The organism is Chloroflexota bacterium (genome assembly GCA_016887485.1).
Taxonomy (GTDB): Bacteria; Chloroflexota; Anaerolineae; order Anaerolineales; family Anaerolineaceae; genus Brevifilum.
Genome location: CP069394.1, coordinates 496,589 through 508,917 on the forward strand (window position 1 = coordinate 496,589; position 12,329 = coordinate 508,917).

At 51.5% G+C, this 12,329-nt stretch carries 14 protein-coding genes; 9 read left to right on the plus strand and 5 right to left on the minus strand.

The window, feature by feature from the left end; genetic code table 11:
* Positions 1-3 precede the first annotated feature (3 nt).
* Positions 4-954 carry a MoxR family ATPase gene (locus JR338_02265; GenBank protein ID QRN83600.1) on the minus strand — a complete coding sequence of 317 codons (951 nt, stop codon included), beginning with the start codon at positions 952-954 and terminating at the stop codon, positions 4-6.
* Positions 955-1,054: 100 nt separating this feature from the next.
* On the opposite strand from JR338_02265, the gene zwf reads away from it, so the two are divergent.
* Positions 1,055-2,554: a glucose-6-phosphate dehydrogenase gene (gene zwf / locus JR338_02270; GenBank protein QRN83601.1), complete on the plus strand. Its 1,500-nt coding sequence runs from the start codon at positions 1,055-1,057 to the stop codon at positions 2,552-2,554.
* Positions 2,555-2,609: 55 nt separating this feature from the next.
* On the opposite strand, the gene JR338_02275 is transcribed toward zwf, so the two are convergent.
* Positions 2,610-3,206 (minus strand): zinc ribbon domain-containing protein, encoded by a 597-nt coding sequence (locus JR338_02275; protein QRN83602.1) that lies wholly within the window; start codon positions 3,204-3,206, stop codon positions 2,610-2,612.
* Between the two features lie 208 nt (positions 3,207-3,414).
* Here JR338_02275 and JR338_02280 point away from each other — a divergent pair, with 208 nt between their 5' ends.
* On the plus strand, positions 3,415-4,044 hold the full coding sequence (locus JR338_02280) for an SH3 domain-containing protein (GenBank protein QRN83603.1): 630 nt from the start codon (positions 3,415-3,417) through the stop codon (positions 4,042-4,044).
* Here the strand turns inward: JR338_02280 and JR338_02285 are convergent.
* Genes JR338_02285 through JR338_02295 form a run of 3 tightly spaced genes read right to left on the minus strand, consistent with a single transcriptional unit; the run spans position 4,000 to position 5,835 of the window.
* Positions 4,000-4,701: a dienelactone hydrolase family protein gene (locus tag JR338_02285; GenBank protein QRN83604.1), complete on the minus strand. Its 702-nt coding sequence runs from the start codon at positions 4,699-4,701 to the stop codon at positions 4,000-4,002. The two genes, JR338_02280 and JR338_02285, sit on opposite strands and share 45 nt — an antisense overlap.
* On the minus strand, positions 4,694-4,909 hold the full coding sequence (locus JR338_02290; GenBank protein ID QRN83605.1) for a hypothetical protein: 216 nt from the start codon (positions 4,907-4,909) through the stop codon (positions 4,694-4,696). The genes JR338_02285 and JR338_02290 overlap by 8 nt, the downstream gene beginning before the upstream one ends.
* The gene (locus tag JR338_02295) at positions 4,906-5,835 is read right to left on the minus strand and encodes a patatin-like phospholipase family protein (GenBank protein ID QRN83606.1); all 930 of its coding nucleotides are present in this window, start codon (positions 5,833-5,835) and stop codon (positions 4,906-4,908) included. The genes JR338_02290 and JR338_02295 overlap by 4 nt, the downstream gene beginning before the upstream one ends.
* Positions 5,836-5,992: 157 nt before the next feature.
* Between JR338_02295 and smpB the strand changes: the two genes are divergently transcribed.
* The 7 genes from smpB (at position 5,993) to JR338_02330 (ending at position 12,327) form a co-directional block, all read left to right on the plus strand.
* Positions 5,993-6,448: an SsrA-binding protein SmpB gene (gene smpB, locus JR338_02300; GenBank protein QRN83607.1), complete on the plus strand. Its 456-nt coding sequence runs from the start codon at positions 5,993-5,995 to the stop codon at positions 6,446-6,448.
* A gap of 39 nt (positions 6,449-6,487) precedes the next feature.
* Positions 6,488-7,195, plus strand: a complete 708-nt coding sequence (locus JR338_02305) for a phosphatidate cytidylyltransferase (GenBank protein QRN83608.1) — start codon at positions 6,488-6,490, stop codon at positions 7,193-7,195.
* Between the two features lie 15 nt (positions 7,196-7,210).
* On the plus strand, positions 7,211-8,758 hold the full coding sequence (gene hutH / locus JR338_02310; GenBank protein QRN83609.1) for a histidine ammonia-lyase: 1,548 nt from the start codon (positions 7,211-7,213) through the stop codon (positions 8,756-8,758).
* Positions 8,759-8,828: 70 nt separating this feature from the next.
* Positions 8,829-9,935: a L,D-transpeptidase gene (locus JR338_02315; GenBank protein ID QRN83610.1), complete on the plus strand. Its 1,107-nt coding sequence runs from the start codon at positions 8,829-8,831 to the stop codon at positions 9,933-9,935.
* A gap of 6 nt (positions 9,936-9,941) precedes the next feature.
* The gene (locus tag JR338_02320; protein ID QRN83611.1) at positions 9,942-10,667 is read left to right on the plus strand and encodes a cytochrome c biogenesis protein CcdA; all 726 of its coding nucleotides are present in this window, start codon (positions 9,942-9,944) and stop codon (positions 10,665-10,667) included.
* Positions 10,668-10,690: 23 nt separating this feature from the next.
* Entirely contained in the window at positions 10,691-11,326 is a 636-nt protein-coding gene (locus JR338_02325; GenBank protein QRN83612.1) for a TlpA family protein disulfide reductase, read from the plus strand.
* Positions 11,323-12,327, plus strand: a complete 1,005-nt coding sequence (locus tag JR338_02330) for a DUF2085 domain-containing protein (protein QRN83613.1) — start codon at positions 11,323-11,325, stop codon at positions 12,325-12,327. The genes JR338_02325 and JR338_02330 overlap by 4 nt, the downstream gene beginning before the upstream one ends.
* Positions 12,328-12,329 lie beyond the last annotated feature (2 nt).

A 12,329-nucleotide genomic window follows, 5' to 3' on the forward strand; every position in this document is an offset into this window, starting at 1 on the left:
GAACTATTCTTCCTGGTCTTTGAGCTTCAAGGGGGTCTCTTCGAGGATGCGCTCAACCAGATCAGCGCTGGTGATGCCACGCAGGGCAGCTTGAGGTTTAAGCATGATTCGGTGGGCCAACACAGGACGTGCCAGGGCTTTGATGTCGTCCGGCAGGACATGGTCCCTGCCATTCAGAGCGGCCAATGCCTGGCCGGCTTTGTAGAGCGCCAGGGAGGCACGTGGGCTGCCGCCCAGCAGCAAGTCAGGGTGATTGCGAGTGGCTTCTACCAAACGGATCAGGTAGTCCACAATGGTCTGATCTACATGGACGTCCCAAACCAGGGGCTTGATCTGATCTACTTCTTCAGGCGTCGCAACGGACTTAAGGGAGTCGATGGGATGTTGGCGGGATAGGCGTTCGAGGATGGTGGCTTCTTCATCCGAACTGGGATAGCCCATGTAAATCTTTAACATGAACCTATCCAACTGGGCCTCGGGCAAGGGGAAGGTGCCTTCATATTCAACCGGGTTCTGCGTGGCCAGCACCATGAATGGGCTGGGCAGGGGATAGGTGACGCCATCCATGGTCACCTGGCGTTCCTGCATGGCTTCCAGCAGGGCGGCCTGGGTGCGGGGGGTGGCGCGGTTGATTTCATCCACCAACAGGACGTTGACAAATAAGGGACCGGGCCGGAATTCAAAGTCCTGTTCAGCCTGGTTGAAGATCGACACACCGGTGATGTCATTGGGGAGCAGGTCCGGCGTGCATTGCAGGCGCTTAAACTGCCCGCCCAGGCTGATGGCCAGGGAGCGCGCCAGCATCGTCTTGCCGACGCCGGGGACATCTTCGATCAAGACATGCCCGTCACACAGCAAAGCGACCAGCAGCAACTCAGTAGTTTTCTGTTTGCCAACGATCACTTTGGAAATGTTCTTTTCGATCTTTTCCCGCAGTTGTGTAGTTACAGTCATATATTATCCTCTTTTCAACGAGACCCTACGATTATTATAATGATAAAACATCAGGTAGAATTGAAATGCAATTCATTATAAGTACATAAATGGAGAATCTATGCCTGAAATAGATATCATCAATGAACCCTGTTCGGATGGTGTTGCAATCGTTATCTTTGGAGTCACGGGGGACCTGACGCGCCGCAAACTGATGCCGGCGCTTTATGAGAATGCGAAGAATGGCCGCCTGCCCTATCCTTTTTACGTCCTCGGCTTTGCCCGTCGCCCCTGGGATCACGATAAAATGCGTGAAGTCCTACGGGAAGGCGTTATGGAATATTCGGGTGACAAGGAAGTGGATGTTGAGATCCTGAATTTACTGCTGGAAAATGCCTATTATGTCGAATCGACTTTTCAGGATGAGGACGGCTATCATCGTTTAGATCAGGCGCTGCACCAATTGGGCGTGCAGAACACCCTCTTTTATCTTTCAACACCCCCGAGATGGTATTCCACCATCGTGGAGAATTTAGGAAAATCTCAGCTTGAATCCTGCCACGAAGGCTGGCGGCGGATTGTGGTGGAGAAGCCCTTCGGTAGAGATTTAGAATCGGCTCGAGTACTGGATAAACAACTGCACTCTGTGTTCAAGGAAGACCAGATTTACCGGATGGATCATTACCTTGGGAAAGAGACGGTTCAGAATATTCTGGCATTCCGGTTCGGGAACGGTATATTTGAGCCGCTGTGGAATCGGAAATACATCGATCACATTCAGATTACTATGGCTGAGAATCATGGCGTTGGCACCCGGGCCGGGTACTATGACCAGGCAGGGGTAATCCGAGACGTCTTCCAAAATCACCTGCTGCAGTTGATGGCGCTCACAGCGATGGAAGCGCCGGCGGTGTTCAATGCCAAGGCTGTTCGGGATGAAAAGGTAAAGGTCCTCAAGTCCATCGCGGAGATCAAAGGCGAGGCAGCGCTCGAGAATACCATCCGGGCGCAGTATGTTTCGGGCACGATTGACGGGAAACGGGTCCCGAGTTATCGGGATGAGCCCAATGTAGCCCCGGATTCCACCACCGAAACCTATTTGGCTGCAAGGCTATTTATCAATAACTGGCGCTGGGCTGGGGTGCCATTCTATCTGCGCTCGGGGAAACGGCTGCCGCACCGGGTGACGGAAATCGCGATCCAATTTACCCAGGTGCCCCTGGCCTTATTTGGTCAGCGTAACCTGGCCGGGGATGCGCCGAATGTCCTTGTTCTCCGGATTCAACCGGATGAGGGCATCACTTTGTTCCTGGGTGCGAAATCTCCTGGTAGTGTGATGCAGATCGAGCCGGTACAGATGCGGTTCTCCTATGCAGAGGCTTTTCCGGGTGACCCGCCGGAAGCCTATGAGCGTTTGTTATTGGATAGCTTGTTGGGGGATGCGACCCTGTTCACCCGCAGTGATGAGGTGGAAGAGGCCTGGTGGCTGACCGATGGGATCATTGATGCCTGGGCTATGCAAGGGTTGACGAATTTGCCGGTCTATGAGGCCGGCACACAGGGCCCACAATCCGCCGAGGAGTTCATCCGCAGGGATGGCCGCCAGTGGCGGAAGATCTAGGCAGAAATAATTTACGAATCAAAAAACCGGTTGGGTACCCAACCGGTTTTACTTTTTATCGAGAGGGGAGAATTGCCCCACAGTTCGGGCATTCACGTTCGATGTTGCGGACCACGAAACCGCATTTCAGGCAGGTTTGGGGTTGAATGTCACCTAAAGGTGCGCCGCAGGCAACGCAGCGACCGGCACCTTGTTCATTGGCCGTGTTGCAATAAGGGCAAATATAGTGCTTCAACCGCTCAGACAGGACTTTACCGACACCGTGTTGACGGGCGGAACCTTCAATCAACTGCCAGACGTCCTCTTCCAGTTGAAGGGATTCAATGTCCTGAGCGAGGTCATCTAAACGACCCAGAAGGGTCATTGGGTTCCGCAAAGCGCTCAGGGCGGTGATGCCAAGGCTGGCCGCCACGCCCATCCAGGCCTGGTTGCCCACCTGCACGGAAACGCCATCTTCCACCTTGTGCAGTGTGATGGTCAGCGCAGTTTGCCCGCCGGATTGCGCGAATTGCCGGGTGGCGATTTGGACAGCGATTTTAGGGTCGCGGCCGATTTGCTGCACCTGGTAATTCCCGCGGTTGAATTGCGAGATGATGTCCCGGGCGATGTCGCTGGGATTGAAGTCACCGTGATAGATGCGTGTTTCTGGCATGATTTAACCTTTAACAAAAATCTCGTGGCAATTACAGATTTTATTATAGCGGAAATGAGGGCCTAGAACCTAATAAAATCTGATGCTTTTGGGTCTAAACAGAAAAAGAAGAGAGGTTTATTCAAGAATAGGCTCATTAGTAAATGACGGTATAATGTGGTGACTTGAAAAAACTGGCTAATGGGGAGGCCTATAACTGGAGTACCTGATGAAATCTCGTAAAACCAGAATAATCGCAATGTCTTCAATTGCCCTGATTCTTTTGTTGGTGATGTTGATCCGCCCAAGCGTTGCTGAAGCCGGTCCGCTGGCTCAACAACCCACGGGTAGTATCCCTACGGTCACAAGCACGCCGCGCGGTCCTTATGTCGTCGTCAATTCCTTGACAGCCAATGACACACAGATCAACGTGCGCGCTGGCCCCAGCCGGCTTAGTGAGCTGGTGGGTGTTCTCCTGGTTGGGCAGGAAGTAAATGCCCTTGGTGTGTATGGGGAATGGGTGTTGATCGAATATCCGGTTGGCCCGGATGGGACAGCCTGGGTGTATGGGAACCTGGTGACTCTTTATGGCGGTGATTTACCGCAGGTGTCGCCACCCGCCACTGCCACCCCGGATGTCACCCGGACGGTAGACCCGACTTTGGCGGCTCAGTTCCTGACCACGCCAAATGCTACCCAATTACCCACCTTCACCGAACCTGCGCCTTTGGAAATCCCGACCTACACGATGGATTTGGGAAACACTGCAGCAGGCGGTGTACCGATGGGTTTGATTATTGTCGGCTTGGGTGCTTTAGGCCTCTTCCTGGTTGTGATTGCTCTCATCAGTGGGCGGTAAACGGAAGTAATCCCCCAAACCTTTGAAACAACCGGCGCTGAGTTTGTGACCTGTATGCCCTTCGCAATAGGTCACCTGAGCGCCTTTTTCTTTTAACCACTCGATGGACTGATGCGCTTTATGGATCGGGACGATCTCATCTTCAGTGCCATTTGAAATGAAGTAGGATCGGCCTGCCAGAGTTTGATCTTTCAGCTTTGATTGCCAGACATAGGGGACGAAGCCGGCCAACGCAGCCACTTTATTTACCCTTTCGGGGAACAGGAAGCTGAGCGCATAGGCCATCACTGCACCCTGGCTAAATCCCATCACGTCAAATTTTGTTATCTTCAATTTATTATGGTCGATCCACTGATCGACCCGTGAAAGCAATTGCGACCCGAGGGCCCGATAGGTGTTTTCCAGGTCGGGCCACTGTGACCCAATGGCGTGCCAACTGTATTGATTCGGCCCCAATTGAACCGGCGCTCTGGGGGCTAACATGATGAATGCCTTTGGGATTGGTTTGGTCAGGATCCACATTACGTTTTCATTCCCAAGGTGCCCATGCAGCAGGAGCAATAATCGTGTTTCGGATGTAGGGACTTGTTGGGGGACCGAGACTTTAAAAGGCCAATTACCAATAAGAATTTCTTTAGGTTCTGTCTGTTCAGCCATGTTTTGCTATTTTTTCCAATAAATATAAGAAACCGATAATCAAGAAAATGATCAGGACCAAGCCGACAAGGCAAAGCAGCCCAAAAAGGGCTGCGCCTTGTCCATAGAAGATGTAGATTAGGAAAATACCCACCGTCGCGACCAGAAAAACAAGTCCAATGACTATGCGGTTCTGGGTCTGGCGGGCGAACTTACGCAGGTCTCTCAAGCGGTTTTGTTCTCGTTCTCCCAGATATCCGGCAGGGGTTCAGGGTTCAGCCGCTGTTTGACGGCCCGTTCGATTTGCTTCACCCATGTCGTCTCGGATTGAAGCTTGTTCAAAACCTCTTCCGTGGCTTCCATGCCAGCCTGGATAAGCTCTTTGGTATCCACGTTTTGGAGCGTGCCAATATGTCCAACCCTGGGTTCAATGAGAACTTCCGGCTTATAGAGTTTTACGGCCATGTCTGTCAGCCGGGTACCAGTCACTTCCATGGATTGGGCGAAGATTTGTAGGGCCTGAACCATCCGCAATTTCGCGATCCGTTCAGTAATGGTCGTTGGTACTGGGATTGAAATGGGGAAGGCGGTATCATCCACGCCAAAGCCCTCAGGGCGTTTATGAAGGACAACGGCCACAACCGGCAGGTCGGGTTCCATCCAGCGCGCCAACCGGATCGGCACTGGGTCAAGAACGCCCCCATCAACGAGGACGCTCCCACCGATTTCCTGGCTGGGGAAGACGCCTGGAATGGCCATCGTCGCCAGAGCAGCATCCAGTACTTTCCCTTTACGCAGGATGAACTCTTTACCGGTTCGCAGGCTGACGGCTGTGGCGGCATAGGGGATCTTTAATTCCTCAAAGGTCTTTTCACCCAGCACTCCGGATAATTTCTTTGCAATTGCGCCAATCCCGAGGATGGCAGGCTGATCTGAATTGTTCCGACTGAAGACCCAGTTGGTTCCCAGGTCGTTGACAATGCTTTCGATCTCTTCTGTGGAATAACCGGCGGAATATACTGCCCCGATCAAGCCTCCGGCACTGGTGCCGGCGATGGCTTTTACGTTGAAGCCGTGTTTCTCAAGTGACCGCAGGACGCCAATGTGCGCGACTCCCCGAATGCCACCTCCACCAAGAGCTAAACTGATATCCATAATAAATACTCCCTTTTTATATTGTCTTTCAATTAGCTCTGATTATACCCATTGACAGCGTATATTACTTTGAAAAGGGCATGATACTTGACCTGTTTTGAGAATGTTGTCCTTCAGTTCTTAGCAGTGCGAATAGTCTGTGTTAAAATTAGGCATTATGGAAGGTATAAAAATAGTTGCAAAAAATCGAAAAGCTAAATTTGAATATGAACTCGGCGACACATTTGAAGCCGGGTTGGAATTGCGTGGCACGGAGATCAAGTCGATCCGAGCCGGTCAGGTTTCTCTTTCTGAGGCTTATATCCGCACCAATGGCAAGCAAGCGTGGTTGGTTGGATCGCATATCGCTCCCTATGATCAGGCCAGTGTGTTCAACCATGACCCAGAGCGTGAACGCCGGTTGCTGCTCCATAAACGCGAGATCAAGACCCTTTGGGATGGCATCCGGATTAAGGGGATGACAATCGTTCCGACGATCATGTATCTGAAGAATGGCAAAGCAAAGGTCGAGATCGCCCTGGCTAAGGGGAAGCGGCAATATGATAAGCGCCAGGATATCAAAAAGCGGGATATGGACCGGGATATTCATCGTGCTATGGATGACCGCAGATAAGTGCGGTTAAAGTGAACCCCATCAAAGGAAAGTTATCACATGCTCAAAAATAATCTGCTTGCTCTGGGGATCACATTGGTTATCGCATTGTTTTGGTTGCGGATCAATGACTTTTTCGCCCACAGGGGCTGGATTTCCAGCTCGATCAGCCGCAAGATTATTCATATCGGTACAGGACCGATCTTTGTTCTTTGCTGGCTCCTCTTTAATGATGCGCCCATCGCTCGTTATCTAGCCGCAATTGTTCCCCTGGGAATCACCCTGCAGTTTGCAATGATAGGTACGGGGATCATCAAGGATCAATCTTCCGTGGATGCCATGTCACGAACTGGCGATCGGCGTGAGATCCTGCGGGGGCCGTTGTTCTATGGGATTGCGTTCGTGGTGCTGACGATTCTATTCTGGCGAAACTCCCCTATTGGGATTGTCGCTTTGATGGTACTCTGCGGTGGGGATGGGCTGGCGGATATCATTGGTCAGAGAATTATCAGTGCACCCATTCCCTGGTCACCGAAGAAATCCCTGGCTGGCTCATTGACGATGCTGGTGGGTGGTTTCTTCCTGGCAATATTAATCTTAGGTGTTTTTGTCTGGCAGGGGTACTTCCCCGGGCCGTTGTCTTCTTATCTGCTGCCCGTGGGGATCATCGCGGTGGTCACAACCCTGATCGAGTCCCTGCCTTTTGCGGACATTGATAACCTCACCGTTCCGCTGGTTTCTGTTTTGTTGGGGTTCCTATTGTTCTAACCAAGGAGATTTAAGTTGGAAAAAATCACGATTGACGGCAGTCATCTCACCATTGAAGACATTGTTGCCGTTGCCAGGCGAGGTGTAAAAGTGGAAATTGCACCTTCCGCCAGGGATGCAATCAATCAGGCCCGAAGTTGGGTGGAAGAGATCGTTGCCAAGGGTGATCCGGTCTATGGAATCAACACTGGATTTGGCATCTTTGCGGAATATCGCATTCCCTCCAAAGATTCAGCCAAGCTGAGCCGTAATCTGATCCTTAGTCACGCAGTCGGCACAGGGCAGCCACTTTCGGAAGAAGTGGTCCGGGCGGCAATTCTAGTTCGCGCGAACACCCTGGCGAAGGGTTTTTCCGGCGTGCGGCTAGAAGTTGTGGAGACGCTGCTGGCTCTCCTCAACCGCCATGTTACCCCCGTGATCCCTTCTCAAGGATCTTTGGGTTCTTCCGGTGACCTGGGTCCGCTTTCTCATTTGGCTCTGGTCTTCACGACTGATGCAGCGGATAAAGACGAAGAATCTGGCTATGCCCTATATAAATGTGAGATGCTCTCCGGTAAGGAAGCCATGCGACGGGCCGGAATTGAGCGTTTGATCCTGGGCGCAAAGGAAGGGTTGGCGGTTAATAACGGCGCGACTTTCTCAGCCGCGATCAGCGCTTTGGCGATTTATGATGCGGAAATTTTGCTGAAGGGTGCGGAAGTCTCCCTGGCGATGTCTCTGGAAGCTGTGATGGGCTGTATGGCGGCTTTTGATGCCCGTCTGCACGCTGCCCGTGGGCATGCCGGCCAGATGCGGGTGGCAGAAGATATTCGCAAACTCACGCAAGGCAGCAGTTTGGTAGATGCCACAGGCAGGATCCAGGACGCCTATTCGCTGCGCTGTGCACCGCAGGTGCAGGGTATTGGCTGGGACACACTGACTTTTGTACGCAACACGATTGAAACTGAGGTCAATGCCGCGACTGATAACCCCTTGCTCTTTGATCCTGGCGTAGCCGTCTCTGGTGGTAATTTCCACGGTGAGCCGGTTGGTGTGGTGATGGATATGCTGGGGATTGTGATCGCTGAGATTGCCTCCATTTCAGAGCGGCGGACTTTCCGGCTGACCGATGGGCATTTGAATGCTGATCTGCCGCCGATGCTGGTGGACCGGCTTTCGGCCGCGGGATTGAATTCCGGGTTAATGATGCCGCAATATACAGCGGCTTCGCTGGTGCTGGAAAACCAGACCCTGGCGACGCCCGATTCGGTCCATTCTCTGCCGACCTCGGCTGAGCAGGAGGATCATAACGCCAATGCGATGACCGCTGCGCGGCATACCCGAGAAATTGTGGCGAATACGGCGCATGTGCTCGCGATTGAAATCTACACGGCGTCCCGTGCGCTGCATTTACGCAAGCGACAGAACCCCCATGTGACTTTTGGTAAGGGGACAAATCAAGCCTATCAGATCATTCGCAATGAGGTGAAATATCAAGCCGGCGATGCCTGGTGGGCGCCTGAAATTGATAAAGTCAAGGCACTTTTGATGGAAAAAGCCTTCGATAATTTGGTAAGTGATTGACTTTGTTGACATTTTGGATTATTTTAATCTGGATATGAGCCATAAAAAGCAACTTTCGCGACGTGAATTTTTGAAATTATCAGCTCTGGCCCTGGGCGGCGCTGCCCTGACAGGGCGGCAGTCTGCCGGATCACTTCTGAAGGGGCTCAATTTGTTTCAGGAGGATACAACCACCTTCCCGGAGAACCAATGGCTGGGACGGATGTGTGTGGGAGAGCCGGGGGCAAATGTCCCCATGATGTCCGAACCAAGCGCGTTTGCCAATGAAGTTCGCAAGGTTTACTTCGATGAAGTGCTGAATTGGAACCGAGAGGTCATCGCTGACCCGGTGGATGCCAATAAGATCAATCAGCGCTGGGTGGAGACGCCTGAGGGGTATATCTATGCGGACTACGTTCAGAAGGTCCGCTTTGACCGTCAAACCCCTTTGGAGGAGCTGCCTCTAAATGAGTCTGGTGAACGCGGGATTTGGGTTGAGATCACAACGCCCTATTCCGGTTTGGATCTGACTAAACCTCAATCGTCTTATCAATTCTGGATCAGGGCGACAATTCGACCTAGGATCTACTATTCCCAGGTTTTCTGGGCTTTTGATGTTCGTCGCCATCCGGATACAGGCGTAGTCCAATATTGTCTGACCCAGAAATACGGCGCTCTGCCGGATGTCTATTGGGTCAATGCCGATGTCTGCCGGCCGATCACAACTGAAGAGGTCGGGCCCATCCATCCAGACGCTGAAAATAAGAAGGTCGTGGTCAATATTAATTATCAGACCATGTCCTGCTATGAAGGGCATGAAGAAGTATTCTTTGCCAAAGTGACCACGGGCGGCTGGAACCCTGAAGACGAGAAATGGTCCACACCAGTGGGCACGCACACTATCTGGCGTAAATCCCTTTCCATTCATATGAGTGCCGGGGCGGCCGTTGGCAATTATGATATACCAGGTATTCCCTGGTCCACCTTCTTTGATATTAATGGCGCCGCGATCCACTCCACGTTTTGGCATAACTACTTTGGCTCAGGCCCGCGATCGCATGGTTGCGTGAACTGCCGACCGGAAGACGCCAAATGGGTCTATCGCTGGACGCAACCGGCAGTACCCTATGAAGCGGGTGACATTTTTATTAATGGACTAAACCAATCCACCCAAGTGCAAGTAATTGCAGCAGAGTAGGATCTTATGGATTTCTTAAACGTATCTATTGGACTGGCTTTCGTGGCTGGTCTGGTTTCCTTTTTTTCTCCCTGTGTCTTCTCGCTCGTACCGGCTTATATTGGTTACCTCTCCGGACGTTCAATGGTGCAGGCTGAAGACGACTCCCGTAAGGTCAAATGGAACACCTTCTTTCATGGGGTAGCCTTTGTCCTCGGGTTCAGTTTTGTGTTCATCACCCTCGGCCTGGCTTTTTCAGCGCTGAGCCAGTTCTTTTATGACACACGTGATATCCTCGCCAAGATTGGTGGGGCGGTGATCATCCTTTTTGGTCTGCATATGACCGGCCTGATCAAAATTCCATTCCTGGATTATGACCTGCGTCCGCAATCCAAGGCGGGCCAGAACCGAAGCCTGATCTCTTCATTTCTGATGGGGATCTTTTTCTCAGCCGGTTGGTCACCTTGTGTTGGACCCACGCTGGGTCTGATTCTGACCCTGGCGATTGAACGAGCGAATATCGGTCAGGGCGTGGTGCTACTGACATTTTATTCCCTCGGTATGGCCATTCCATTCCTCGCCGCGGCTTTTGGCGTGGGCTGGGTGACGCAGATCCTGCGGAAATACAGCAAGGCGATGAAGATTGCCCAGGTTGTGATGGGTGTCATTTTAATCGCGGTTGGTGTTCTGTTGTTCCTCGGAATCTATCAGCGCTTGATTACTGTTGAATCGCTAATTGATTTTGGAATATAGGTATAGTGAAACTGGAGAGCGATGTGAAAAACAAGCGATGGTATCTTGATGCGGCATTAATCCTGATTGTTCTGATTTTAGGAGCGCTGTTGGTCCTGAAACTGACAAATTATGCCCAGCCAGAGGCTGAAGCGCAATCCAGCGAAGAAACTTCCACCCCAGAAGCGGTGGCCAACGTTGAGATTATGGTCGATCCCACTTCAACACCCATTGTGCTGACGGCTGATGAGGAAGAGCCGGAAGATGCCGATTATGCCATTGATTTCACATTGAGCGACCTTGAGGGTAACTCGGTGTCACTCTCTGATTATGCAGGAACACCAATCCTGGTTAATTTCTGGGCCACCTGGTGCCCGCCTTGCCGGTCGGAATTACCGCTCATTCAGGCTTATCAGGATAAATATGCCGACAGTTTTGTTGTTCTGGCTCTTTCTGGCGGCGAGACCGCTCAGGATGTCCAGGCTTTTATTTCTGCAAACGGCTATAGCTTTATGGTGCTGCTGGATTCGGATTATGCCATTTCCGAACTGTATGGGGTTAGGGGTTATCCGACTTCCATCTTCATTGACGCTGACGGTGTGATCCAAAAAGTCCATATCGGTGAACTGACAGAGCCGATGATAGTGGCCTATCTGGATCAGATTGGGATATCCGAATGATTCAATTAACGCTGTATATTTCCGGAGAAGATCAAAACCAAACAAAGATCCTCGGTTGGCTGGCACAGGTTCAAAAAGAGCATCCTTGTGACCTGCATGTGGTGGATATTGACAAAGCCCAAGTCTTGAAAGACGAATTTTCCGAGAAAGCACCCGTTCTTGATATTGGCGTATTCCGCCTGGTTTATCCCTTTGATCAGGCTGAGATCATGTATGGATTCCAGAAAGCCGAAGAACGACTGCAGGAAGCCATCACCAAGAATAACAACACCATGGTCAAGCGAATCACGGAACCGGTGAACTTTACCAAATCCGATCGCTTCTCGCGTTGGTTCTCAAGTCACTACATGGTTTTTTTGAATTTCTTCACTGGGCTCTATGTCCTCTTGGCCTTCATGGCGCCCACGCTGATGAAGGTTGGGTTGGATGGTTCTGCAAATGTGTTATACAAAATGTATCGTCCTTTTTGCCATCAATTGGCATTCAGGTCGTTCTTCCTCTTTGGTGAGCAGCCCTATTACCCGCGTGCCTTAGCAGGCATGGATGGGGTGATCACCTATGGGCAGGCGACCGGCTTTGATGAAGAGGACCTTCAAACAGCTCGTGAGTTCTTGGGAAATGACGCCATGGGATATAAAGTGGCACTTTGCGAACGCGATATTGCCATCTACTCTGCGTTGTTCCTTTTTGGGCTTGTTTTCTCACTGACTGGCCATAAGATCAAACCGCTGCCGTGGTTCCTTTGGATCCTGATCGGTTTGGGACCAATAGGGCTGGATGGTTTTTCGCAGTTATTAAGTCAGACTGGTTTGGGGATCTTCAGCTGGCTGCCACTGCGGGAAAGCACACCCTTACTGCGCACGCTGACAGGGGCTTGTTTTGGCCTGGCAACGGCCTGGTTTGGCTATCCTTATATCGAGGAATCGGTCGTGGAGAGCCGCCGGGACATGGAACTCAAATACGCTGTTTACGAACAGACCTCCAAAGATAAAATCAGTTAGGT

Coding starts and splice junctions, on each gene's coding strand:
- zwf (QRN83601.1), top strand. CDS start 1,055: ATGCCTGAAATAGATATCATCAATGAACCCTGTTCGGATGGTGTTGCA.
- JR338_02285 (QRN83604.1), bottom strand. CDS start 4,701: ATGGCTGAACAGACAGAACCTAAAGAAATTCTTATTGGTAATTGGCCT.
- JR338_02280 (QRN83603.1), top strand. CDS start 3,415: ATGAAATCTCGTAAAACCAGAATAATCGCAATGTCTTCAATTGCCCTG.
- smpB (QRN83607.1), top strand. CDS start 5,993: ATGGAAGGTATAAAAATAGTTGCAAAAAATCGAAAAGCTAAATTTGAA.
- JR338_02305 (QRN83608.1), top strand. CDS start 6,488: ATGCTCAAAAATAATCTGCTTGCTCTGGGGATCACATTGGTTATCGCA.
- JR338_02265 (QRN83600.1), bottom strand. CDS start 954: ATGACTGTAACTACACAACTGCGGGAAAAGATCGAAAAGAACATTTCC.
- JR338_02320 (QRN83611.1), top strand. CDS start 9,942: ATGGATTTCTTAAACGTATCTATTGGACTGGCTTTCGTGGCTGGTCTG.
- JR338_02330 (QRN83613.1), top strand. CDS start 11,323: ATGATTCAATTAACGCTGTATATTTCCGGAGAAGATCAAAACCAAACA.
- JR338_02295 (QRN83606.1), bottom strand. CDS start 5,835: ATGGATATCAGTTTAGCTCTTGGTGGAGGTGGCATTCGGGGAGTCGCG.
- JR338_02275 (QRN83602.1), bottom strand. CDS start 3,206: ATGCCAGAAACACGCATCTATCACGGTGACTTCAATCCCAGCGACATC.